Here is a 24,510-nt window from a genome sequence, read left to right on the forward strand (position 1 = left end):
AGGCCTGGCATGAACACTTTTTTTAGGCTTACTGCGTTAGCTGGTCTGCTTGCATTAGCAGGCCAGGCACTTGCTGTGGAAGACATCACGCGTGCCGATCAAATCCCCGTTTTAAAGGAAGAAACCCAGCATGCGACGGTAAGCGAACGTGTGACGTCGCGTTTTACGCGATCACACTATCGCCAGTTCGATCTGGATCAGGCGTTTTCGGCAAAAATTTTTGACCGCTATTTGAATTTGCTCGACTACAGCCACAATGTGCTGTTGGCGAGCGATATCGAACAGTATGCAAAAAAGAAAACGGTCCTCGGCGATGAACTGCGCACCGGCAAGCTGGATGTCTTTTACGATCTCTATAATCTGGCGCAAAAACGCCGATTTGAACGTTATCAGTACGCATTAAGCGTACTGGCACGTCCAATGGATTTTACCGGTAACGACACGTTTAACCTCGACCGAAGTAAAGCGCCGTGGCCGAAGAGCGAAGCAGAGCTAAATGCGCTGTGGGACGGCAAGGTTAAATTTGACGAACTCAGCCTGAAGCTGACCGGTAAAACCGATGCGGAAATTCGCGAAACGCTGACGCGCCGCTACAAATTTGCGATTCGCCGTCTGGCGCAGACCAACAGCGAAGATGTGTTCTCACTGGCGATGACAGCGTTCGCCCGTGAAATCGACCCGCATACTAACTATCTCTCTCCGCGCAATACCGAGCAGTTCAATACTGAAATGAGCTTGTCTTTGGAAGGTATTGGCGCGGTTCTGCAAATGGATGATGACTACACCGTCATTAACTCCATGGTGGCAGGTGGTCCGGCAGCCAAGAGCAAGTCGATCAGCGTTGGCGATCGTATTGTCGGCGTCGGGCAGACGGGCAAGGGCATGGTCGATGTGATTGGCTGGCGTCTGGATGACGTCGTGGCACTGATCAAAGGACCTAAAGGCAGCAAGGTACGCCTTGAAATTCTGCCTGCCGGTAAAGGTACCAAGACGCGCACCGTGACGCTAACGCGTGAACGTATTCGTCTCGAAGACCGCGCCGTAAAAATGTCCGTGAAAACCGTTGGCAAAGAAAAAGTTGGCGTACTGGATATTCCTGGCTTCTATGTAGGCCTGACTGATGATGTCAAAGTCCAACTGCAGAAACTGGAAAAACAAAATGTCAGCAGTATTATCATCGATCTGCGTACTAACGGTGGTGGAGCACTGACTGAAGCGGTTTCGCTTTCCGGTCTGTTCATTCCTTCCGGCCCGGTGGTTCAGGTTCGTGATAATAACGGTAAAGTGCGTGAAGACAGCGATACCGACGGCGTTGTGTACTACAAAGGCCCGCTGGTGGTATTGGTCGATCGCTTCAGCGCCTCAGCATCAGAGATTTTCGCTGCGGCAATGCAGGATTATGGCCGAGCGTTGATCGTTGGTGAACCGACCTTTGGGAAAGGCACCGTCCAGCAGTATCGCTCCCTGAACCGTATTTACGATCAGATGCTGCGTCCGGAATGGCCAGCGCTGGGTTCTGTTCAGTACACGATCCAGAAATTCTACCGTGTAAACGGTGGCAGCACGCAGCGTAAGGGCGTTACGCCGGATATCATCATGCCGACAGGTAATGAAGAAACTGAAACCGGCGAGAAGTTTGAAGATAACGCACTGCCGTGGGACAGCATTGATGCTGCGACCTACACTAAGTCAGATAATCTGACGCCGTTCGGACCTGAATTGCTGAAAGAGCACAATGCACGTATTGCGAACGATCCTGAGTTCCAATACATCATGAAGGACATTGCGCGTTTCAATGCGATGAAGGATAAGCGCAACATCGCTTCTCTGAATTACGCTCAGCGTGAAAAAGAGAATAACGAAGATGACGCAATGCGTCTGGCGCGTATCAACGATCGGTTTAAACGTGAAGGCAAACCGCCATTGAAGAAACTGGACGATCTGCCGAAGGATTACCAGGAGCCGGATCCGTACCTGGATGAAACGGTAAAAATCGCGCTCGACCTGGCGCATCTTGAGAAAGAGAAGCCAGCGGAACAGCCCGCAACCAGTCAATAACCTCGAACAGGCACAAGAAATTGTGCCTGTTTTTTTAACAAGTGCATGAAGACGTCAGCCTGATACGATAAAATGTAAAGTTGTGTCTTTCTGGTGACTTAGCACCTATGGATGCTTGAAAATAGTCATAAGACCCATACGATATGGGTAATCGCATAGTGCGTTTTGTTAAATTGAGGTTAAAAGAAAATTATGATGCGAATCGCGCTCTTCCTGCTGACGAACCTGGCTGTGATGGTCGTTTTCGGGCTGGTATTGAGCCTGACAGGGATCCAGTCAAGCAGCGTTCAAGGCTTGTTGATCATGGCACTGCTGTTTGGTTTTGGTGGTTCCTTCATTTCGCTGCTGATGTCCAAATGGATGGCGTTAAAGTCCGTTGGCGGGGAAGTGATCGAACAGCCTCGCAATGAAAGAGAACGCTGGCTGATGAATACAGTTGCGAATCAGGCCCGCCAGGCCGGGATCGCTATGCCACAGGTTGCAATCTACCACGCGCCAGATATTAACGCGTTTGCGACCGGTGCCCGCCGGGATGCCTCGCTGGTGGCTGTAAGTACTGGCCTGTTGCAAAACATGAGCCCGGATGAAGCCGAAGCGGTTATCGCGCATGAGATCAGCCACATTGCCAATGGCGATATGGTGACCATGACGCTCATTCAAGGGGTAGTAAACACCTTCGTTATCTTTATCTCACGTATTCTGGCGCAAATTGCCGCTGGCTTTATGGGCGGAAACCGTGATGAGGGTGAGGGTAGCAACGGTAACCCGTTGATCTACTTCGCGGTGGCGACGGTGCTGGAACTGGTGTTTGGTATTCTGGCGAGCATCATTACCATGTGGTTCTCACGTCATCGTGAATTCCATGCGGATGCAGGCTCAGCGAAACTGGTGGGGCGTGAAAAAATGATCGCCGCGCTGCAGCGCCTGAAAACCAGCTATGAACCGCAGGAAGCGACCAGTATGATGGCGTTCTGCATCAACGGTAAATCCAAATCGCTGAGTGAGCTGTTTATGACTCACCCCCCGTTGGACAAACGTATTGAAGCGCTGCGCAGCGGTGAGTACCTGAAATAATCTGCAGCAGACAACAACAAAAAGCGCGTCGACAGACGCGCTTTTTTTATGACTGAACTCGCGGTTGTGTAATACGTAAGCCACTTACGATTGCGGCCAGCGAAGCCAGAATACCCGCTGTTATCAGCGAGACGTGCGTTCCACTGCCACCAAACTGATTTAGCATCAGCGCAACCAGTGCGGCCCCGGTACTCTGACCCAGTAAGCGCGCTGTTCCGAGCATACCGCTCGCGCCTCCGCTACGATCGCGCGGCGCGGAGGTGATGATGGTGTGATTATTCGGTGACTGGAACAAGCCAAAACCCGCACCACACAAAATCATTGGCCAGATGATATTAAAATCGGAAGGTGATGCGGGCAGTAACACCAGAGAAAACAGCCCACAAGCCATTACTGCCATGCCCAGCGCGCCAAGCAGACCTGCATGAACACGTTCAATCAAATATCCCGCCAGTGGGGCCATCACCATGGTTGCCAGCGGCCACGGCGTCAGCAGCAGGCCCGTTTCAACTTCGCTGCGTCCGAGAACCGTTTGCATAAAAAAGGGCAGGGAAACCATCGCCAGCATTTGTGCGCTGAATGAACAGATTGAGGTGCAAATAGAGAGTGAAAACAGGGGAATGCGTAGCAGATCAACCGGTAATAACGGTACTGGCAATGCGAGTTGGCGGCGGATAAAGAAAAACCCTACTACGACAAGCCCCACAAGTTCAGCACCAATCAGTTTTAGCGACTGTCCCTGTGCAAATCCGCTGAGTGCCGTGATCAACAAACCGAATGTTAAGGCGTTCATTATTGCGCTGGGCAGATCAAAGCGCGGTTTATTGCTACGTGATGAATTGGGTGGCAAAAAACGCATAGCCAGCAGCAGGGCGATGATCCCCAATGGAACGTTAATTAGAAATAGCCATTTCCACGAGGCAATAGAAAGAATTGCCGCCGCAATAGTCGGACCCGCTGCCGAGGATACAGCCACGATAAAGGAGTTAATACCCATCCCGCGGCCAAGCTGGCGCTGAGGATAAATGAGTCGGATCAATGCCGTATTAACGCTCATCAGCGCCGCGCCGCCAAACCCCTGAGCCACGCGCGCTAACGTCAGCATATGCAGCGAGTCAGACAAGGCACAAAACAGCGATGCCAACAGAAATACGACCAGACCACACTTATAAATGCGTCGGTAGCCAAACATATCACCTAAAAAAGAGAGCGATAACAGCGAAACAACGATCGCAATTTGGTAGGCGTTCACAATCCAGATTGAGCTGGCGGGTGAGGCCTGAAGATCGGTGGCGATAGTGGGGAGGGCAACGTTTGCTATTGCGCCGTCGAGTACTGCCATAGAGATGCCAATAACAATGGTTAAAATTGCGCCATATCGCAGGGGCAATGGCAGACCATCGGTCTGAGTTTTTTCCATAGGAAGTCAATACTGTTGGAATTTATGATGAGAATAATAATTTTAGCATTGATATTCAGGCGTTAGGTCGCAGATTTGTAACTAAGTAAGCAAAGAGCGATTGCGAGGGCTGATACGTGAAATTATAATAAAAACCGGTTCTGATTTTTATAAAACACTCGAAAGGGGTGATAAATGGCAATCGCAGATCTGGATAAACAACCTGATTCTGTATCTTCCGTGCTGAAGGTTTTTGGCATTCTGCAGGCGCTGGGTGAAGAGCGCGAAATTGGTATTACCGAGTTGTCGCAACGCGTCATGATGTCAAAAAGCACCGTTTATCGCTTTTTGCAGACCATGAAAACGCTGGGTTATGTGGCACAAGAAGGGGAGTCGGAGAAATACTCACTGACCCTGAAACTATTCGAGCTGGGTGCTCGCGCGTTACAAAACGTCGATCTTATCCGTAGCGCTGATATTCAGATGCGCGAACTTTCGCGCCTGACCAAAGAGACAGTGCACCTTGGTGCACTGGATGAAGACAGCATCGTCTACATCCATAAAATCGACTCTATGTACAATCTGCGCATGTATTCTCGCGTAGGTCGCCGTAATCCGCTGTACAGCACGGCTATCGGTAAAGTTCTGCTGGCATGGCGTGACCGCGATGAAGTGAAGCAGATTCTGGATGGTATTGAGTACAAGCGCAGCACCGACCGTACTATTACCAATACTGATGAGCTGTTGGTATTGCTGGATAAAGTACGCGAGCAGGGCTACGGTGAAGATAACGAAGAACAGGAAGAAGGTCTGCGCTGCATCGGTGTACCGGTGTTTGACCGTTTCGGTGTAGTGATTGCAGGCTTGAGTATTTCATTCCCGACGCTGCGTTTCTCAGAAGAACGTTTGCACGAGTATGTGGCGATGCTGCATACGGCTGCGCGTAAAATTTCAGAACAAATGGGTTATAACGACTATCCGTTCTAATCTGATGTAATAGCGTCAAGGTAAAAACCCCAGGTATTTTTGTATCTGGGGTTTTTTATGAACAGTCATAATGTTAGTTGGTGCAAATAACGTAGCGGATGTATTGCTGCTATATTAACCGTTATCAATAATGACCGTGCTTTTTCTTAACAAGGGACAATCCGACAGGCCAATGATACCGCTGTTTGTGTGGACGTATTGCGCGGTGCTGGTTCCGCGGGCGGTCAGATACTGGCATTGCAAGCCCAAGCCTGCTGCATTCTCCTTACTTCCAATCAAAATTCCATAGCCGCTTAGTAATAAACCGATCCAAACCAGAGCTAACAACACAATAGCGCGGATTATCAGACGCATTACAACCTCTTATCTTTTCTCGTTATTATTAGATTAGCCTGTACATGGGATGAAACAAGTGAATCATTCCTAAAACGATTGAATGCCGATACAGTTAACGCTGGGTTTAGGTAACGCATGATAATTTATAGGCATAAGATGTTGATTCGAAGAGTGGAGCTGGAGTGAAAAAAATTCGCTGGGTAGTGCTGATAGTTGTCGTGCTGGTATGCATACTGATGTGGGCGCAAGTGTTCAACATCATGTGCGATCAGGATGTACAATTTTTCAGCGGTATTTGTGCCATTAATAAATTTATTCCCTGGTAAGCGCATTTTTGCCACAGTTGATTACCTTCTTGTGCGGCAGTGGTAAACTACGCTGTCTACATTGAGGTGGTGAAATGAACGAAGTTTTGAATTCTGGCGCGTTGAGTTTGGCGTCTTTGGCTGTATCGGTGGTGATTCTGGTTGTCGGGCTTGTACTGTGGTTTTTCGTCAATAGGGCAAGTTCGCGTACTAATGAGCAGATTGAGTTGCTTGAAGCATTGTTAGATCAGCAAAAAAGACAGAACGCATTGCTCCGTCGCCTTTGCGAAGCTAACGAACCTGAAAAATCGGCAGAGCCTGCTGTGGTCACAGCGAAGGACGAAGATGATGACATCATCCGCCTGGTAGCTGAGCGGTAAAAACGGTATGACAGGGTGAGGATCTGTTGCTTACGTTCTCAGATGTTTCATCCTGTCGCCAACATGCCAGATTATTTTCTTCTGCATATGTCGTGTAATTAGCACTCTGATTCTCGTGTTAACTCAGTATTTTCAGATGCTCCAGCCAATTAATATCTTATCCCCGGTCTGATATAAATATAATTTCCCATACGATAAAAATATGATTATGTCATTTTTGTGATAGCGATCGTCTTATTAACAGCGAAACGTTTCTCTTACTTTTTTTGTGCATTGTCATCATTCTTTCATTATTTTGGTGCAAAAGCAGAAGGCAGATCTCATTTTTACGCTTGTGACATTTTATGCATTACTAAGCATAAAAAATGATATTCGGCACACCCTGTAACAGCTAATCTGGAACAACCGAAGCTATTGAGCTATGGTAGAAATGTCCCGGCTATGGTGCAAGCCTGGCGGGGGATGGGGCGAGCGGCGGGAATATAACACTACTCAGTGTGGCGCATAACTGTGCAGTTGCTGTTTGATGAACGACAGGATTTGTGCGACCGATCGAGACACGTTTAAAAATGGCTTGCCATTATTAACGTTGTATGTGATAACACGTTTTGGGTTAAACGAGGTACAGTTCTGTTTATGTGTGGCATTTTCAGTAAAGAAGTCCTGAGTAAACACGTTGACGTTGAATACCGCTTCTCTGCCGAACCTTATATTAGTGCCTCAAGCAGTAATGTCTCAGTTTTATCTATGTTATGCCTGCGGGCGAAGAAAATACTCTAAGGAATTTTGCAAATGGCAAAGATTAAAGGTCAAGTTAAGTGGTTCAACGAGTCTAAAGGTTTTGGTTTCATTACTCCGGCTGATGGCAGCAAAGACGTGTTCGTACACTTCTCCGCTATCCAGGGTAACGGCTTCAAAACTCTGGCTGAAGGCCAGAACGTTGAGTTCGAAATTCAGGACGGCCAGAAAGGTCCGGCTGCTGTTAACGTAACAGCTATCTGATCGACACCACTGATTTGAAGCGCATATGCGCAACCATCTCAGATATAAAGCCTCGCCTATGCGGGGCTTTTTAATTCAAAATACGTCTAAATATTTCTAAATGCCCTCCCATTAGCGCTTTGTTGCAAAGGCGTGATGTTCGTAGCATAGTTTTCCCCGCTTTCTTACGACATTTCTCGTTAAATCAGACACCTGAAAAACTATCTTGCTGGAGTTCAGGTGAAAAAGAAAAACGACGGCGACGCGCGCAATTTTACTCCCGTACGTTTTGCCCTGCTTTGTGTGGCAATATTATTGAGTCTGGGATTGCTGCTGGGTCGGGTTGCATGGCTGCAAATTGTCACGCCGACAAGTCTGGTGAAACAGGAAGACATGCGTTCATTACGTGAGGTAACTATTGCCTCGCCGCGCGGGATGATTACCGACAGAGAAGGGCGACCGCTGGCGGTAAGTGTTCCGGTTAACGCCGTATGGGCCGATCCTAAGACCATCATCAGCAAGGGAGGCGTGGGTTATAACGAACGGTGGCAGGCTCTGGCAAGGGCTCTGCATCTGTCACTGAGTACGCTGGCGGAACGCGTTAACAGTAATCCTGGCGGACGTTTTATTTACCTGGCACGACAAATTTCCCCTCAGCAGGCTGAGTGGGTCGATGATCTTAATCTCCCGGGCATTAACCTGCGCGAGGAATCCCGCCGGTTCTATCCTGCTGGCCACGTAGCGGCGAATCTCATAGGTTTTACCAACATTGATGGACAAGGCATTGAAGGGCTGGAAAAAAGCTTTAATAACCAGTTGATGGGTAAACCTGGCTCCCGTCTGGTACGTAAAGACAAATTTGGCCATGTAATCGAGAATATCACCGAAGTCACGCCTGTTCCTGCACACCAATTACAGCTCAGCATCGATGAGCGCCTGCAGACGGTCACCGAAGATGCGTTGGACAATGCCGTTACGTGGAATAAAGCGGAATCAGGAGCCGCAGTGCTGGTCAACATTGCTACCGGTGAAATACTGTCCATGGCAAGCTTTCCTGACTTCAACCCCAATAACCGTGAGGGCGCGGTACTGGATGATTTTCGTAACCGTGCAATAAGCGATACGTTTGAACCCGGTTCAACCGTTAAACCGCTGGTGATCATGACTGCACTCCAGCAGGGGATAGTACAACCGGACAGCGTGATTGATACCCATCCTTTTTACCTTGATGGACATCGCATTCGCGACGTCGGATTTTACCCGGAGCTGTCGTTGACCGGAATTTTGCAGAAATCGAGCGATACCGGCGTGTCGCACCTTTCACTGGCTATGCCTGTTCAAAAGTTGCTGGATACCTATAAGAGCTTTGGTTTTGGCGATCCAACCGGACTGGGATTAACCGGTGAAAGTAGCGGTTTAATGCCTCAACGCCGCTACTGGAGCGATTTGGATCGCGCGACCTTTGCATTCGGCTATGGATTAATGGTAACGCCGCTGCAGTTGGCGCACGTATATGCAACCATTGGTAGTTTTGGTATCTATCGACCCCTTTCGATTACCCGTATTGACCCGCCGGTAATCGGTACCAGAGTGATGCCGGAGGCGCTGGTTCACCAGGTTGAACATATGATGGAAAGCGTCGCGTTACCCGGTGGTGGGGGAACTAAAGCCGCGGTCAGAGATTATCGCGTGGCGGTTAAAACAGGAACGGCAAAGAAAATTGGTGATGACGGTAAGTATGTCGATAAATACGTGGCCTACACGGCAGGCGTTGCGCCAGCGAGCGACCCGAAATTTGCACTGGTGGTCGTCATCAATAATCCGCAAAACGGTGCTTATTATGGCGGGGCTGTCTCTGCGCCTGTCTTCAGCCAGATAATGGGAGATGTCCTGCGTCTGGAGAACGTTAAACCGGATGGCATGCCTGCCGACTCTGATCATCTGCTGGTGATGCACGGCAGTAACGTATCCTCGCCGTCGCTGTAAGTTATTTTCCCTGGGCGCAATTCGCGTTACACTTGCGCCCTTAAGTCACCTGCCGGAGTTGTCATGTCGTTTTCCTGTCCTCTTTGCCACCAGCCTCTTACTCAAGCGAATAACAGTTTTGTCTGCCCCGGGCGGCACCAGTTTGACGTGGCGAAAGAAGGGTATGTCAACTTACTGCCGGTTCAGCATAAGCGGTCGCGCGATCCGGGTGATAGCGCTGAAATGATGCAAGCCAGACGGGCATTTCTTGATGCAGGGCACTATCAACCGTTGCGTGATGCGATTGTGAATGTGCTTAAAGAAAAGTCGAATTCAGAAGATGCAGCGATCCTGGATATTGGCTGTGGGGAAGGGTATTACACCCATGCGTTTGCCGACGCGCTGGCGGGCTGTACAACCTTTGGTCTTGACGTCTCCAAAGTGGCAATTAAAGCCGCAGCCAGACGCTATCCGCAGGTGATCTTTTGCGTTGCCTCCAGCCATCGTCTGCCGTTCGCAGACGAGTCAATGGATGCCATCATCCGGATCTATGCGCCCTGTAAAGCGCAAGAGCTGGCTCGCGTGGTTAAACCGGGTGGATGGGTGATCACCGCCACGCCGGGACCGCGTCATTTAATGGAACTGAAAGGGCTGATTTATGATGAGGTGCGTTTGCATGCGCCCCATACTGAGCAACTGGACGGTTTTGTTCTGCAACAGAGCATTGCGCTTGGATATCAGATGCAGCTTCAGGGCAGCGAGGCCGTTGCGTTACTGCAAATGACGCCGTTCGCCTGGCGGGCAAAGCCGGAAGTGTGGGAAACGTTAGCGGGGAAAACGACGTTTGACTGCCAGACCGACTTTAGTATTCATGTCTGGCAGCGTCTGAATTAACCGTGGAAGTGTGCCCAGAGGATCTGGGCACCGATACCAATCAGCACCACCCCACCCAAAATTTCAGCTCGTTTGCCCAGCATTGGGCCAATGAAACGACCAATCATCATGCCGAGCGTGGACATAATCAATGTGGCGCAGCCGATGGCCAGCGCTGTGGCAATAATGTTGACCTGCAGGAAAGCCAGACCCACCCCGACGGCCATTGCGTCGAGACTGGTGGCAATGGCGGTGGTAACCAGCAGCCAGAAACCGTGGCGGCGCTGCGGTTCTTCCTCTTCATCGCCGTTGTCGCGAAAACCTTCGATTATCATTCGCCCACCTAAAAAGATCAGCAGAATGAAGGCGATCCAATGGTTCCACTCCAGCACGAATTTGCTGGCCAGCATCCCCATGCCCCAGCCAATCAGTGGCGTAAGCGTTTCAACTGCGCCGAATATCAGTCCGGTGCGCAATGCTTCAGAAAATTTGGGTTTATGCAGGGTGGCGCCTTTGCCAATTGATGCGGCGAAAGCATCCATCGACATGCCGAAAGCGAGAAGAACGGTAGCGGTGAGATTCATAACAGCGTCCTGACCGGGGTATCCATAAAACACATCACTGCCCCCAGTAACCATGCATACAGGCTGGAATCACTGTAAATACAGCGCCATTCAAATATACATTGCAGTTGATGTGCCTATGGTCTCGCCTGACTAAACCTGTAAGTTCAGTCCGTACGCGCCACGTTTTTCAACGAGTATGTTGACACGTACATTTCCGGAGTCTGGAAATCGGCTACTCCCCAACGACGGGCGCAACCTTAACATATTTTGAGAATATAAAACAAGAAACGCAGAAATAATATTTGACTTCTAGTTGAAAACGATTTTCATTTAGATTTATTTATAAATAAAACGTTAAAATAAATAACATTGAGGACAGTGAAATATAGCCTTGGCTATGTTTGTTTTTATACTGATATATAAAAACATAGTTCAGGCTATATTTATAAGCTATTGATTTGAAATTAATAGTTTATATATCCTCTCAAGATCGTCTATATTTCGTACGCGAATCAACAATCTTCGATGTTCTAATTGCATCACCAATACACCGTCTTCAGATAAATTCATCTCTTTAATGCGGTTATATTCAATCCAGACGTTGGCGAAGAAAAAGCCTTTCTGCTTGAAGATGATTTTTGGCGTACGGATCCAGAACAGATACAAACCCATCAATACCAGTGCACATAATAACCATGTGGTAAATTGCGCGCCGTGGCTGGTGATGTTGTTGTAGATAAGAATAGCTACCAGGCCAAGGAAGATAACGCTGTCGACTCTGCTGCGGGGAAGCAGGGCGACAGTAAGCAGAGTAGGGCCATTACGGCGGGGCATGATGAACTGATCGTAAATGGCATACGCCAGCAGCGAAAAGATAAATAGAACCAGCACCAGGTCCGTGATAGTCATGAATCCTCAACCCTCTAAATAGAAAAACCGGGGGCAAGCCCCCGGTGATGTACAACAGTTTTACAGGCCGAGCAGTCCGACAGCGTAGCCCGCGATACCGATGACGAAGAAGCCAACGATGATCCACAGCGGGTTCACTTTCTTACGCAGCAGCCACATACAGGCGAATGTCAGCAGCAGAGGAACCAGACCCGGCATCAGCTGGTCAAGGATAGTCTGCACAGTGGTAACACGAGTCTGACCATCCTGACCGGTGATAGTAGAAACCACCAGTGGAATGTTTACGTGCGTCCACTTGTTAACCAATGCCCCCATGACAAACAGGCCGAGGATTGACGCCCCCTCAGTCAGTTTCTGCAGGAAGCCGCCGCCCATATCTTTAACGATATCGACACCTTTACGGTAGCCATATGCCACACCGTAATAACGGGTTGCCAGACGAACCAGGTTAAACAGAACGAAGAACAGCAATGGCCCCAGCAGGCTGCCGCTCATCGCGATACCTGCGCCGAGCGCGGCGAATACTGGGCGAACGGTACCCCAGAAGATCGGGTCGCCGACGCCTGCCAGCGGACCCATCAGACCAACTTTGATACCGTTGATGGCACCATCGTCAATCTCTGCGCCGTTTGCACGCTGTTCTTCCATCGCCAGCGTAACGCCCAGTACTGGAGCCGCTACGTACGGATGAGTGTTAAAGAATTCCAGGTGACGCTTAATCGCTTGCTTACGTGCGTCGTTGTTTTCCGGGTACAAGCGACGGATAGCCGGCACCATGGAGAAACAGAAACCCAGCGCCTGCATACGTTCGAAGTTCCATGAACCCTGAAACAGGTTAGAACGAATGAACACGCCACGAATGTCACTCGGAGTGAGTTTTTTCTCGGTGGTAGTTTTAGTCATATCAACCATTTCGCTCACCTGCTAGTCCAGTTCGTTATCGAGATCGTTATTGCCAGCCGCCGCAGCAGGTGCACCGGCTACGCGGTTATATTTCGGGCTCAGCTGAATGTAGAGGATCGCCATTACTGCGCCAATCACACCCAGAGCAACCAGGTTGAAGTTAGTAAATGCCGCGGTGACGAAGCCGAGGTAGAAGAATGGCATCAGGTAGCCTGCGCGCATCATGTTGATGACCATCGCATAACCAACCACCACGATCATACCGCCTGCGATGTTCAGACCGCCGGTCACGACTTCCGGAATGGCGTTAAGCATGCTCTGAACTTCACTGGTACCAACAGAAATCGCTACGATTACCGCTGGGATAGCGATACGCATAGCCTGCAGGAACAGAGAGGATACATGCAGCCAGGAGAGCGCCGTCAGGTTACCGTTTTCGGCCGCCTTATCCGCTGCGTGCTGGAATGCTACGGTGATAGTACGAACGATAATGGTCAGTACCTGGCCTGCAGCTGCCAGTGGGATAGCCAGCGCGATACCGGCACCAATGCTTTGGTGACCTGCGATAACCAGAACGGTAGAGATAATTGAGGCCAGTGCCGCATCTGGTGCAACCGCAGCACCGATGTTCATCCAGCCCAGGGCGATCATTTCCAGGGTACCACCGATGATAATACCGGTTTTCATGTCCCCGAGAACGGCACCAATCAGCGTACAGGCCACCAACGGACGGTGGAACTGAAATTCATCGAGTACCGACTCCATACCCGCGATACATGCGACGATGAACACCAGCACAATCTGAAGAGTGGTAATCTCCATTGTACTTCTCCTATTGCTATACAGACTTAAGTGTGAAAACTAAGTAAATGCCAGGAAATTATTTCACCTTGGCAATCAAATCCATCATTTTCAGTTTCTGATCGGTAGAAACCTTACGTGCCTCAAGCTCAATACCGCGTTCGTTGAGTTTCTTGAAGGCTTCGATGTCTTTGTCATCGACAGAAATTGCGTTGTTTACCTGCGTTTTACCCTGACGGAAAGCCATACCGCCAATGTTTACGGAGGTAATTTTCACACCACCTTCAACGATACGTTCTACGTCGGTTGGGTTGGTGAACAACAGCATCACACGCTCACCTGCATATTTAGGGTTGTTGTAGACGCGGATCATTTTCGCGACATCAACCACATGCGCCGTCACACCCGGAGGTGCTACCTGAGTCAGCAGCGTTTTACGCACGGTATCGGCGGCAACTTCATCACTGACGACGATAATGCGTGTTACGTTGGTTTCTTTGGTCCAGCGAGTTGCCACCTGACCATGGATTAAACGGTCATCAATACGCGCCAGGCCGATCTGCATATAATCGTTCGGACCCATCGGTTTGGCGGGAGCTGCTGTTTTGGGTGCTGCTACTGGGGCAGGAGCGGCTTTCTCAACCGATTTGGCTTTCAGCGCTTTCACGCCTTCGCTACCGGTTTCAACTGCCAGTGCCACTAATTCATCAAAGCTCGGGTTGTCATCACGCGCCATGAAGGTTTCAACCAGCATGGGAATGTTCACACCGGCGATAACTTCGTAATGCTCTTTATCGACGACAATGCGGCTTGCAGCGTTGAACGGGCTGCCTCCCCATGTGTCAACGAGAAACAGCACGCCTTTACTGGTATCGAGTTTTGCCAACTGAGCGTTGTACTTTTCGATCAGCGTTTCGGCATTTTCGCCTGGAACGAAATCGATCCAGCCGACATTTTCCTGCTCGCCTAACAGCATTTCTGCCGTCTTAAGTAACTGCTCTGCAGCCCAACCATGTGTGCCTATTACAATAGCAATGGTCACTTGCTACCTCCTTTATTATCGTTAACACATCAACGTGAAGATGTATTTGAATCGTCGTCCGCAATCGAATCGATTCAGATAAGGGTTACAAAGAAAAACCTATGATTTTCGTGAATTATTTTAGATATCGAAAAAAATATTTTATGTGATGAAGATCCGTAATTTAACTTCCGATTAAAAGAAATTTCGAAGGGTAAAATATCTCCGAAACAACTTATTGCAAAGGAAGGTAAATCTTTGCTAAAAACCGCTTCTCTCTGTTATGTTTAGCATCTGTTTAATTACTCAGGAGTATAGGGCAGTAGCCCACCATATGGATCGTCACCGACGTCATTTCACCTTCAGGCCGTATCAAGCCTGTCAGATTGGCACTTTTTGCCACAAATTTTCTCTGCATATCGCTTTAACGCCTGAGATCCTCAGCGCGCAGTTTGGTCATTCCTTAAGCAGGAGCTTGTCATGGAATTATTAATGGACCCGCAGATTTGGGTGGGTTTGCTCACGCTTGTCGTTCTTGAAATTGTTCTGGGTATTGATAACCTGGTCTTCATTGCGATCCTGGCTGATAAGCTGCCGCCGAAACAGCGAGATAAAGCGCGTTTAATCGGTTTGTCACTGGCACTGATTATGCGTCTGGGCCTGTTGTCCGTGATTTCGTGGATGGTGACGCTGACAAAGCCGCTGTTCACGGTAATGGACTATGCGTTCTCGGGGCGCGATCTGATTATGCTGCTGGGGGGTATCTTCCTCTTGTTCAAGGCTACGACAGAGTTGCATGAGCGGCTGGAAAACCGTGAACATGATACCGGGCAGACGAAAGGGTATGCGAGCTTTTGGGTTGTCGTAACGCAGATTGTCATCCTCGATGCAGTGTTCTCGCTGGATGCTGTGATTACGGCGGTCGGTATGGTCAACCATCTGCCAGTGATGATGGCGGCAGTAGTGATTGCCATGGCCGTGATGCTGTTGGCCTCTAAGCCGCTGACCCGATTTGTGAACCAACATCCGACGGTGGTGGTGCTGTGTCTGAGCTTCCTGTTGATGATTGGTCTGAGCCTGGTTGCCGAAGGGTTTGGCTTCCATATTCCGAAAGGCTATCTGTATGCGGCGATTGGCTTCTCAATCATCATTGAGCTGTTTAACCAGATTGCCCGTCGTAACTTTATTCGCCACCAGTCGACGCTGCCATTGCGTGCGCGTACTGCCGATGCGATTCTCCGTCTGATGGGCGGTAAACGTCAGGCCAGCGCGCAGATGGAATCCGACAATCCGGTACCGGTTCCCGTCCCGGAAGGCGCATTTGTAGAAGAGGAACGCTATATGATCAACGGCGTACTCTCACTGGCGTCGCGTTCATTACGCGGCATTATGACGCCTCGTGGGGAGATTAGCTGGGTTGATGCAGACCTGAGCGTGGAGGAAATTCGCGAGCAGTTGCTTTCGTCACCTCATAGCCTGTTCCCAGTATGCCGTGGCGAACTGGATGAAATCATCGGTATCGTGCGTGCTAAAGAGCTGCTGGTGGCGCTGGAAGACGGTGTGGATGTGGCGGCGATTGCCTCTGCTTCTCCGGCTATTGTTGTTCCGGAAACGCTGGACCCGATCAATCTGTTAGGCGTTCTGCGTCGTGCCCGCGGTAGCTTTGTTATCGTCACTAATGAGTTTGGCGTAGTACAGGGTCTGGTCACGCCGCTGGATGTATTAGAAGCCATCGCCGGTGAGTTCCCTGATGCCGATGAAACGCCTGAAATTATAGCTGATGCAGGCGGTTGGTTGGTCAAAGGCGGTACCGATCTGCATGCGTTGCAACAGGCGCTGGACGTGGATACGTTAGTGAATGAAGACGAAGACATCGCTACGGTGGCAGGTTTAGTCATTGCGGCTAACGGTCATATTCCTCGTGTAGGTGATGTTATCGAGGTCGCACCGCTGAGCATTACGATTGTCGAAGCGAATGACTATCGTGTGGATTTAGTTCGCATTGTTAAAGAACAACCCGCTCACGACGAAGACGAGTAACCGGGTTTAGCGAAACGGCATGACGGGCATACTGTGTCGCCCGTTATGCCGGGTGGGCGGCGGCGTGCTGCCCGCCAGCCATTTTGGAAAATCGCGTAGCGGCATTGGCTTGGCATACAGAAAACCTTGCAATAAATGTACGCCGTGTCGGCGCAAATGCTGAGCTTGCGCCTGTGTTTCAACGCCTTCCGCCACCAGTTCTATATTCAATTTTTTCCCCAAAGCGATAATGATGTCTGTGACGGTTGAGTTCACGGCGTCTGTTCCTATTGCCGAAGTAAATGATTTATCGATCTTCAGCACATCCGGGCGGAGCTTTTCCAGCCAGGAGAGCGAGCTATTGCCGGTGCCGAAATCATCAATCGCCAGTTTTACGCCAAGCCGATTTAATTCGCGTACGATCCGATAATCCACATCCAGTAACGCATCGCGTTCGGTCAGTTCGATAACCAATTGCTGGATTGGGTGCTGGCTGAACCAGTACTGATTAAGATCTTTTAGCAACGTGCCGTTACGAAAATGGCTGGCGGCGACATTAATCCCAATATGAAACTGGCTGATCATTGGGAAGACGTGCCGCTGCTGAATGGTTTCTGCGATGACATGACGGGTAAGCGGTACAATCAGGTTGTGCTCCTCAGCGATGGGAATAAACACTTCCGGAGAGATCCAACCCTGGCGTGGGTTATTCCAGCGTAAAAGGATTTCCACGCCCATGCATTGCTGGGTTTGCGCATTAAGCAGCGGCTGGCAAAACAGCTCGAATTCCCGAGCAGCTAGGGCCAGATTAATCTCCCATGAGAAACTCATTCTGCTGGCGGTAGCCAGCCATGCCAGATAACCCACTAATAAACTTAGGATCACCGCCAGCGGCAGCTGTGTTGGCAGGTGTTTTACCGCCAACTCACTGGGACCGGGGCCGGTGACGCTAATGGTAAACGGGAAATGTTGAGATGAAAGCTGGTAGCGTTTTTCATCATTTAGCTTAGGCAGAGTATCGACAACACCTTGATCATACAGTAGATGCCGATTACCAACGGTTAAGCTGGCATCGGTGATCTGCGGCGGCTGGGGTTCAAGCAACATAGACGACAATAAGTCAATATTGACGATTTCCAGCACGCCATCTTCACCATCGGCAGAGGACGGATACCACTGAGTCAGAATCGGACTGCCTTTAATCAACGAATGGTCGGTAGACAGCAGCAGTTGCGGTTCCCTGCTGGGTAATTCGGGCTGCAGTTGACTAATGGGAACATTACGATAACCAAAAATGCTGGAGCAATAGAGGATCCCGCTTTGAATCAGATTAATAGAACGTACCGTTTGCAACCTTGCGGCATGTTTGCTTAAGGGTAAACGCGCCACTGAGCAGGGGAGGCCAATCAACGGCAGCAATACATCCCGTCCGGTCTGCAAGGGTAAAAGCACGTCATCCAGTTCTTCTACAGCATGGTTGGCAAAGGTGACGATATTTCGGTGATTTAAATTACGCTCCGAAATAAATCGGACAGTTAATGTGAGGATGAGCGTCAGTAGTGCACATACTGTGCAGACGATTAAGCGATTCCGGCGATAATTTTTAATGATCCGTTGTGCTGTTTGCATGCGGGCCGCCCGATAAGCCGTTGGTCACAGAAGCCAACAGCAACAGAGCAAGTGTAGTGGGGAAAATTACAGTAGACGAGGGAGAGGGGGCAAATTCGCCCATCCGTCGCAGATGGGCGAAAATTAAGTATTAGTCACATTGAACTTTGATCGCCAGGCCACCGCGTGACGTTTCGCGGTATTTGGCGTTCATGTCTTTACCCGTTTCGTACATAGTCTCAATGACTTTATCCAGCGAGACGCGCGGCGCGCTGGTACGGCGCATTGCCATACGCGCAGCGTTGATCGCCTTCACTGAAGCAATTGCGTTACGCTCAATGCACGGAACCTGTACCTGACCGGCAACCGGATCGCAGGTTAAACCGAGGTTATGTTCCATGCCGATTTCAGCAGCAACACACACCTGCTCCGGGCTTGCGCCTAACAGTTCAGCCAGACCCGCGGCAGCCATGGAGCAGGCTACGCCCACTTCACCCTGACAACCTACTTCTGCACCAGAGATAGAGGCGTTCATTTTGTACAACGCGCCAATCGCACCGGCCGCCAGGAAATAGCGGGTATAGATATCCGGGCTAACGGACTCAATGAAATGATCGTAATAGGCCAGTACCGCAGGCACGATACCGCAGGCACCGTTGGTTGGCGCTGTCACTACGCGACCGCCCGCGGCGTTTTCTTCGTTAACGGCCAACGCAAACATGTTCACCCAGTCGATCACGTTCATTGGATCGTTGGACAGCTTATCGCTGGAAACCAGCATACGACGCAGGGCTGAAGCACGGCGAGGAACGCGCAGCGGACCCGGCAGCACACCTTCGGTGTTCATGCCACGATCGATACATGCCTGCATGGTTTGCCAGACGTGGCCAAAGTACTCTTCAATCTCTTTCTTACTGTGCAGCGCAAGTTCGTTCTGCATTGCCATGCCAGAGAGAGACAGGCCGGTGCTGTTGCAATATTCCAGCATTTCAGTGGCGGATTTGAACGGATAAGGCACGCTGACCTCGCCCGAGGCATCCTGACCAAAATGTTCTTCATCAACGATGAATCCACCGCCGATTGAGTAGTAGGTTTTGCTATAAATGACGGTTTCGCCATTGTACGCATGGATCTGCATTCCGTTTTCATGCAGCGGCAGGTTGCCGTTGTGAAAACGCATCCCGTCATTCTGCGGGAAATCCACTTCGTGCTGACCCTGCGCAAGCAGCAGGCGTCCACGCGTTTCTACGTCGCGGATAAATCCGGGGATGCTATCAATATCCACGGTAGCAGGCTCATTGCCCGCCAGACCCATAATAATGGCGATATCGGTGTGGTGACCTTTACCCGTGAGCGACAGTGAACCATACACGTCGACGGCGACACGAGTAACGCTGTCCAGTAATCCTTTTTCGACCAGGTCATCGACGAACTGTTTACCCGCCTTCATAGGCCCTACGGTATGGGAAGATGAGGGACCAATCCCCACCTTAAACATGTCGAATAGACTAATCACGATAATACTCCTACAGGGCGACTGGGCTTTCCAGTAACGATGTTATAACTGCGCATAGTGTAAGAGGGAACGCGGCGATCGGCTTAACTATTCACATGAATTAAACTAATAGATAACCGCGGTTTTACTAATGTTGTGACCTGAGTTTCAAGTTGTCTATTGTGTGCGTAAAGATAAGTATAGTCAGGGCTTGACGCCAATTTGCAGCGCCAGCTCACGAATTATTCCGGCAGTCATTCCCCAGACGAAATATTGCTCATACCAGGAAAGCCATACGCGATGTGAATCGCCACGACGGTAAATATCCAACGGGTGGTAACGACCTAAATGCAGGGCCTGGGCCAGCGGCATTTCGAACACTGCGGAAACTTCATCTTCACTGGCGCGATACGGCAGATTAGGCGGGATAATGCCTACCACAGGGGTGACCTGGAAACCGGTCACGCTGTCGACAGGCGGCAGAACGCCAATCACTTCTACGCATGAAGGTGGGATCGCCACCTCCTCCTGCGCTTCGCGAAGGGCGGCGGCAATTAACGAGGCATCACTGCTATCCACTGCCCCACCAGGGAATGCGACCTGTCCGGCGTGCTTGCGCAGGTGAACGGAACGCTGGGTTAACAGCAACCCCGGCTGTGGGCGACGCACGACGGGGATCAGTACGGCGGCCTGGCGCTGGTTTAACGCGGCATGATTGACCTGCGGGCGCAGGAGTTGAAAGCGCGATAAAAAATCATCAAGCGTCAGGCCGCTGTATTCCACGTGTCAATTCTCCAGTTGGTGCAAAATGCGATTCACTTTATCAAATGTTTCCTGATATTCAGCGTCTTCCTGACTGTCTGCAACAATACCACCGCCTGCGGAGCAATAAATTTGTCCGTTTGTGGCTGTCAGCGTGCGAATGGTAATGCTGGTATCCATATTGCCGCAAAAGCTCAGATAACCAATGCTGCCGCACCAGGCGTTGCGTCTTTGCGGCTCCAGTTCGTCGATAATTTCCATCGCCCGCACTTTCGGCGCGCCGGTAATAGAGCCGCCGGGGAAGGCGGCGCGTAGCAGATCGGTGGCGTATAATGACTCTGGCAGACGTGCGGTAATGGTGCTGACCAAATGATGAACGGCAGGGAACGGTTCGACGATAAACAGCTCCGGAACCTGTACCGAACCCGGTACGGCAACGCGGCCAATATCATTACGCATCAAATCGACGATCATCAGGTTTTCCGCACGATCCTTCGGCGAATTCGCCAGTCGCCGGGCCTGCTCACGATCGGCATCGGTATCTCCAAGCCTCGGTAGCGTGCCTTTAATCGGACGCGTCTGTATGTGCTGGTTTTCCAGCAGAATAAATCGTTCCGGCGAAAGGCTGAGGATTGCACCTTCCTCAAGACGAATAAATGCACTAAACGGGGCGCGGTTGGCGTGATTGAGAGTGACAAATGCCTGCCACTCATCGCCCTGGTAATGCGCCTGAAAACGCTGGGCAAGATTGACCTGGTAACAGTCTCCGCTGTGCAGATAATCCTGCACCTGGCGGAATTTTTCGCCGTACTGAGCACGGCTCATATTAGACTGCCACGCCGAAGTTAATGTAAACGGCTCACGCGTTGGCGGTTGTTGCGCGTCGAGCCATTTCAGGCGAGCCTCGACATCGGTATGGCTGAGCAGCGATACGGTCTGCAACTGGTGATCGACAATCAGTGCCCAGTCGTAAATGCCAACGGCCATATCCGGTAGCGTAATATCGCGCTCTGCAATAGTGGGCAGAGATTCGAAGCGTCGGCCAAGATCGTAGCCAAACAGACCTAACGCACCGCCCTGAAACGGCAGGTCGGGGTGATATTCGGGGTGAATCTTGTGTGCGGTTAGTGCGGAATGTAATACCGTCATGGGATCATCAAGCGAGCGAGAGGTTGCGTGCCCGTCCTGCACTACGGTCTCTGTAGCTCGCGTAACAAGCGTGGTGACGGGATCCGCCACCAGAATATCAAAGCGGTTATGCGGATGGTCGGCTTGACCCGAATGCAGCAGCATCGCCCAGGGCAGATGGCTTAATGTCGAAAAATAGCGTTCAGCGGCGTCCTGACGCCAGGGTAATGTGATTACTGCGGGAGATAACGTCTTCATCAGTCCTGACTCGTTGCTACTCTACTGGCTAACTGCCCGGTAGCATGAAATAATTAGCGCAGACAATTTAGCAGGAGTTAACAATGTTTGCAGGTTTACCTTCACTCAGTCATGAGCAGCAGCAAAAAGCGGTAGAGCGTATTCAGGAGCTGATGTCGCAGGGGATGAGCAGCGGACAAGCCATTGCTCTTGTTGCTGAAGAGTTACGCGCCAGTCATACCGGCGAGCGGATCGTGGCGCGTTTTGAAGATGAGGACGAATAACGCCGCTTAAACTGCAGCGATAATCTTAATCTCAACTTTGTATTTCGGGTTCATCAACCCGGCCTGAACGGTACAACGTACCGGCGCGTGACCCGCAACAACCCACGCGTCCCAGGCTTTGTTCATGGCGGCAAAATCGTTTTTGTCTGCCAAAAACAGGGTGGCATCAAGAATACGTGACTTGTTGCTGCCTTGTTTTTCCAGCACCGCATCAATTTGCGCCAGCGTATTTGCCGTTTGCTCAAAAGCGTCTGCATCCAGATTTTCCGGCACGCCGGTGTAATACAGCGTGTTGTTGTGGATAACCACGTCGGACCAACGCGCTTCGGCATCAATGCGCACAATCGTCATAAATCATTCCTCATTTACGTGTTTTCAAATGGCTTTGGGTTGCGCCAAGACTGCCATAATGTTGTGCCCACGTCACCTCTTCAACTGGCGAAAGAGCTGCTGGCCTGACATAATCCCTGTTTAAATGAACAGGGGGCAGTGTGACGGACGATTTTGCAGCAGACGGTCAGTTGGCTAAAGCGATACCGGGTTTTAAACCGCGAGAACCACAGCGGCAGATGGCCATCGCCGTCAGTCATGCCATCGAAAAATCACAACCGTTGGTGGTAGAAGCCGGAACCGGGACGGGTAAAACCTATGCTTATCTTGCCCCAGCGCTGCGTGCCGGAAAGAAGGTCATTGTCTCCACGGGCTCGAAGGCGTTGCAGGATCAGCTATACAGCCGCGATCTCCCGACCGTAGCTAAGGCACTAAAGTTCACCGGTAAACTGGCGCTGCTGAAAGGGCGTTCAAACTATCTGTGCCTTGAACGTCTCGAACAGCAGGCGCTGGCGGGTGGTGACTTGCCGGTACAAACGTTAAGCGACGTCATCCTGCTGCGCTCCTGGTCAAATCAAACCCTTGATGGGGACATCAGCACCTGCGTCAGCGTGGCGGAAGACTCTCAGGCCTGGCCGTTGGTCACCAGCACTAATGACAACTGTCTGGGCAGCGACTGCCCGCTGTATAAAGAGTGTTTTGTCGTGAAAGCGCGTAAAAAAGCGATGGATGCCGATGTCGTCGTGGTTAACCATCATCTGTTTCTCGCTGATATGGTGGTAAAAGAGAGCGGGTTTGGCGAACTGATCCCGGAAGCTGATATAATGATCTTCGATGAAGCGCATCAGCTACCGGATATCGCCAGCCAGTACTTTGGTCAATCGCTCTCAAGTCGCCAGCTGTTAGACCTGGCGAAAGACATCACCATTGCCTATCGCACCGAGCTGAAAGACACTCAGCAGTTGCAAAAGTGCGCCGATCGCCTTGCACAAAGCGCTCAGGACTTTCGCTTGCAACTTGGTGAGCCGGGCTATCGCGGAAACCTGCGGGAACTGCTGGCCGACCAGCGCGTACAGCGCGCGTTTTTGCTGCTCGATGACACGCTGGAGCTATGTTATGACGTGGCGAAGCTGTCTCTTGGGCGTTCGGCGTTGCTGGATGCCGCGTTTGAACGCGCCACACTTTACCGTGCGCGCCTGAAGCGTCTGAAAGAGATCAACCAGCCAGGCTTCAGCTACTGGTATGAATGTACCTCCCGCCATTTCACTCTCGCGCTGACGCCGCTCACTGTGGCGGATAAATTCAAAGAAGTGATGGAACAAAAGCCGGGCTGCTGGATTTTTACTTCCGCGACGCTGTCGGTAAACGATGACCTTCATCATTTCACCGCGAGGTTGGGGATTGAAGATGCCGAGTCGATGTTATTGCCGAGTCCATTTGATTACACGCGCCAGGCGCTGCTGTGCGTGCCGCGTAATCTCCCGCAAACCAACCAGCCGGGGGCTGCGCGCCAGTTAGCATCCATGCTGCGACCTATTATTGAAGCGAACAACGGTCGCTGCTTTATGCTGTGCACTTCGCACGCGATGATGCGCGATCTGGCGGAACAATTCCGCGCCACCATGACGCTTCCCGTTCTGTTGCAGGGCGAAACCAGTAAAGGGCAACTGTTACAGCAGTTTGTCAGCGCAGGTAATGCGCTACTGGTTGCCACCAGCAGCTTCTGGGAAGGCGTGGACGTGCGCGGTGATACGCTGTCGCTGGTGATAATCGACAAACTGCCGTTTACCTCGCCGGACGACCCGCTGTTAAAAGCCCGAATGGAGGATTGTCGACTGCGCGGCGGCGATCCGTTTGAAGACGTCCAGTTACCGGATGCGGTCATCACCCTGAAGCAGGGGGTAGGGCGTCTGATACGTGATGCCGACGATCGCGGCGTGCTGGTGATTTGCGACAATCGTCTGGTTATGCGGCCATACGGCGCCACCTTCCTGGCGAGTCTTCCTCCTGCGCCGCGGACGCGTGACATAGCTCGCGCGGTTAGCTTTCTTGCCATACCAACGACTGAGTAATTTGTTACGGAGTGTGG

At 50.9% G+C, this 24,510-nt stretch carries 25 protein-coding genes; 13 read left to right on the forward strand and 12 right to left on the reverse strand.

What is annotated here, in order from left to right:
• The first annotated feature begins 9 nt into the window (after nucleotides 1-9).
• Complete coding sequence (prc, locus tag SK33_RS10540; RefSeq protein WP_003034960.1) at nucleotides 10-2,058, forward strand: carboxy terminal-processing peptidase; 2,049 nt, start codon at nucleotides 10-12, stop codon at nucleotides 2,056-2,058.
• Nucleotides 2,059-2,250: 192 nt separating this feature from the next.
• A complete protein-coding gene (gene htpX, locus SK33_RS10545) occupies nucleotides 2,251-3,132 on the forward strand; it encodes a protease HtpX (RefSeq protein ID WP_003034964.1) in 882 nt (293 codons plus the stop codon).
• A 46-nt stretch (nucleotides 3,133-3,178) separates the two neighbouring features.
• Here the strand turns inward: htpX and SK33_RS10550 are convergent, their stop codons facing one another.
• Entirely contained in the window at nucleotides 3,179-4,552 is a 1,374-nt protein-coding gene (locus SK33_RS10550; RefSeq protein ID WP_032949472.1) for an MFS transporter, read from the reverse strand.
• Nucleotides 4,553-4,726: 174 nt separating this feature from the next.
• Here SK33_RS10550 and kdgR point away from each other — a divergent pair, with 174 nt between their 5' ends.
• A complete protein-coding gene (gene kdgR / locus SK33_RS10555) occupies nucleotides 4,727-5,518 on the forward strand; it encodes a DNA-binding transcriptional regulator KdgR (RefSeq protein ID WP_003833778.1) in 792 nt (263 codons plus the stop codon).
• 114 nt (nucleotides 5,519-5,632) lie between these two features.
• Here the strand turns inward: kdgR and SK33_RS10560 are convergent, their stop codons facing one another.
• Nucleotides 5,633-5,872 (reverse strand): YobH family protein, encoded by a 240-nt coding sequence (locus SK33_RS10560; protein WP_003034975.1) that lies wholly within the window; start codon nucleotides 5,870-5,872, stop codon nucleotides 5,633-5,635.
• 164 nt (nucleotides 5,873-6,036) lie between these two features.
• Between SK33_RS10560 and mgrB the strand changes: the two genes are divergently transcribed.
• From mgrB to rlmA, 6 genes are all read left to right on the forward strand, one after another.
• Nucleotides 6,037-6,180, forward strand: a complete 144-nt coding sequence (gene mgrB / locus SK33_RS10565; RefSeq protein WP_003034977.1) for a PhoP/PhoQ regulator MgrB — start codon at nucleotides 6,037-6,039, stop codon at nucleotides 6,178-6,180.
• A 74-nt stretch (nucleotides 6,181-6,254) separates the two neighbouring features.
• Nucleotides 6,255-6,539, forward strand: coding sequence for a YebO family protein (locus SK33_RS10570; protein WP_003034980.1), 285 nt, complete (start codon nucleotides 6,255-6,257; stop codon nucleotides 6,537-6,539).
• A 636-nt stretch (nucleotides 6,540-7,175) separates the two neighbouring features.
• Complete coding sequence (locus SK33_RS10575) at nucleotides 7,176-7,319, forward strand: DUF2627 domain-containing protein (protein ID WP_003034983.1); 144 nt, start codon at nucleotides 7,176-7,178, stop codon at nucleotides 7,317-7,319.
• A gap of 12 nt (nucleotides 7,320-7,331) precedes the next feature.
• The gene (gene cspE / locus SK33_RS10580) at nucleotides 7,332-7,541 is read left to right on the forward strand and encodes a transcription antiterminator/RNA stability regulator CspE (protein WP_001062678.1); all 210 of its coding nucleotides are present in this window, start codon (nucleotides 7,332-7,334) and stop codon (nucleotides 7,539-7,541) included.
• 219 nt (nucleotides 7,542-7,760) lie between these two features.
• Nucleotides 7,761-9,506 (forward strand): peptidoglycan glycosyltransferase FtsI, encoded by a 1,746-nt coding sequence (gene ftsI / locus SK33_RS10585; protein WP_003021017.1) that lies wholly within the window; start codon nucleotides 7,761-7,763, stop codon nucleotides 9,504-9,506.
• A 63-nt stretch (nucleotides 9,507-9,569) separates the two neighbouring features.
• Nucleotides 9,570-10,379, forward strand: coding sequence for a 23S rRNA (guanine(745)-N(1))-methyltransferase (gene rlmA, locus SK33_RS10590; RefSeq protein ID WP_003841628.1), 810 nt, complete (start codon nucleotides 9,570-9,572; stop codon nucleotides 10,377-10,379).
• On the opposite strand, the gene mntP is transcribed toward rlmA, so the two are convergent.
• The 5 genes from mntP to manX all read right to left on the reverse strand — a co-directional run bounded on the left by mntP (nucleotide 10,376) and on the right by manX (nucleotide 14,579).
• The gene (gene mntP, locus SK33_RS10595) at nucleotides 10,376-10,942 is read right to left on the reverse strand and encodes a manganese efflux pump MntP (protein WP_003021013.1); all 567 of its coding nucleotides are present in this window, start codon (nucleotides 10,940-10,942) and stop codon (nucleotides 10,376-10,378) included. The two genes, rlmA and mntP, sit on opposite strands and share 4 nt — an antisense overlap.
• Nucleotides 10,943-11,374: 432 nt before the next feature.
• Nucleotides 11,375-11,833 carry a DUF986 family protein gene (locus tag SK33_RS10600; RefSeq protein WP_003021010.1) on the reverse strand — a complete coding sequence of 153 codons (459 nt, stop codon included), beginning with the start codon at nucleotides 11,831-11,833 and terminating at the stop codon, nucleotides 11,375-11,377.
• A 60-nt stretch (nucleotides 11,834-11,893) separates the two neighbouring features.
• The gene (locus tag SK33_RS10605) at nucleotides 11,894-12,745 is read right to left on the reverse strand and encodes a PTS mannose transporter subunit IID (protein WP_008322630.1); all 852 of its coding nucleotides are present in this window, start codon (nucleotides 12,743-12,745) and stop codon (nucleotides 11,894-11,896) included.
• 12 nt (nucleotides 12,746-12,757) lie between these two features.
• Nucleotides 12,758-13,558, reverse strand: a complete 801-nt coding sequence (locus SK33_RS10610; protein ID WP_003021004.1) for a PTS mannose/fructose/sorbose transporter subunit IIC — start codon at nucleotides 13,556-13,558, stop codon at nucleotides 12,758-12,760.
• Between the two features lie 58 nt (nucleotides 13,559-13,616).
• Nucleotides 13,617-14,579: a PTS mannose transporter subunit IIAB gene (manX, locus tag SK33_RS10615; RefSeq protein ID WP_003021002.1), complete on the reverse strand. Its 963-nt coding sequence runs from the start codon at nucleotides 14,577-14,579 to the stop codon at nucleotides 13,617-13,619.
• Nucleotides 14,580-14,892: 313 nt separating this feature from the next.
• Here manX and SK33_RS26740 point away from each other — a divergent pair, with 313 nt between their 5' ends.
• Together SK33_RS26740 and yoaE are read left to right on the forward strand one after the other, a co-directional pair.
• Nucleotides 14,893-15,051 (forward strand): protein YoaL, encoded by a 159-nt coding sequence (locus SK33_RS26740; RefSeq protein ID WP_370766360.1) that lies wholly within the window; start codon nucleotides 14,893-14,895, stop codon nucleotides 15,049-15,051.
• Nucleotides 15,039-16,598 carry a CNNM family cation transport protein YoaE gene (gene yoaE, locus SK33_RS10620; protein ID WP_003020999.1) on the forward strand — a complete coding sequence of 520 codons (1,560 nt, stop codon included), beginning with the start codon at nucleotides 15,039-15,041 and terminating at the stop codon, nucleotides 16,596-16,598. Before SK33_RS26740 ends, yoaE begins: the two co-directional genes overlap by 13 nt.
• A 6-nt stretch (nucleotides 16,599-16,604) precedes the next feature.
• Here the strand turns inward: yoaE and SK33_RS10625 are convergent, their stop codons facing one another.
• The 4 genes from SK33_RS10625 to pabB form a co-directional block, all read right to left on the reverse strand.
• On the reverse strand, nucleotides 16,605-18,206 hold the full coding sequence (locus tag SK33_RS10625; protein WP_048217911.1) for an EAL domain-containing protein: 1,602 nt from the start codon (nucleotides 18,204-18,206) through the stop codon (nucleotides 16,605-16,607).
• Nucleotides 18,207-18,336: 130 nt separating this feature from the next.
• On the reverse strand, nucleotides 18,337-19,701 hold the full coding sequence (gene sdaA / locus SK33_RS10630) for an L-serine ammonia-lyase (RefSeq protein WP_003020994.1): 1,365 nt from the start codon (nucleotides 19,699-19,701) through the stop codon (nucleotides 18,337-18,339).
• 183 nt (nucleotides 19,702-19,884) lie between these two features.
• Nucleotides 19,885-20,463, reverse strand: coding sequence for a CoA pyrophosphatase (locus SK33_RS10635; RefSeq protein ID WP_048217910.1), 579 nt, complete (start codon nucleotides 20,461-20,463; stop codon nucleotides 19,885-19,887).
• Nucleotides 20,464-20,466: 3 nt separating this feature from the next.
• On the reverse strand, nucleotides 20,467-21,828 hold the full coding sequence (gene pabB, locus SK33_RS10640; RefSeq protein WP_016150386.1) for an aminodeoxychorismate synthase component 1: 1,362 nt from the start codon (nucleotides 21,826-21,828) through the stop codon (nucleotides 20,467-20,469).
• A gap of 83 nt (nucleotides 21,829-21,911) precedes the next feature.
• Here pabB and SK33_RS10645 point away from each other — a divergent pair, with 83 nt between their 5' ends.
• The gene (locus SK33_RS10645; RefSeq protein ID WP_003020986.1) at nucleotides 21,912-22,091 is read left to right on the forward strand and encodes a YoaH family protein; all 180 of its coding nucleotides are present in this window, start codon (nucleotides 21,912-21,914) and stop codon (nucleotides 22,089-22,091) included.
• Between the two features lie 6 nt (nucleotides 22,092-22,097).
• Here SK33_RS10645 and SK33_RS10650 read toward each other — a convergent pair whose 3' ends face one another.
• Nucleotides 22,098-22,442, reverse strand: a complete 345-nt coding sequence (locus SK33_RS10650) for a RidA family protein (protein ID WP_003020984.1) — start codon at nucleotides 22,440-22,442, stop codon at nucleotides 22,098-22,100.
• A gap of 140 nt (nucleotides 22,443-22,582) precedes the next feature.
• On the opposite strand from SK33_RS10650, the gene SK33_RS10655 reads away from it, so the two are divergent.
• Nucleotides 22,583-24,493, forward strand: a complete 1,911-nt coding sequence (locus SK33_RS10655) for an ATP-dependent DNA helicase (protein ID WP_048217909.1) — start codon at nucleotides 22,583-22,585, stop codon at nucleotides 24,491-24,493.
• The last annotated feature ends 17 nt before the right edge of the window (nucleotides 24,494-24,510 follow it).

This window comes from Citrobacter sp. MGH103 (genome assembly GCF_001034475.2).
Taxonomy (GTDB): domain Bacteria; phylum Pseudomonadota; class Gammaproteobacteria; order Enterobacterales; family Enterobacteriaceae; genus Citrobacter; species Citrobacter freundii.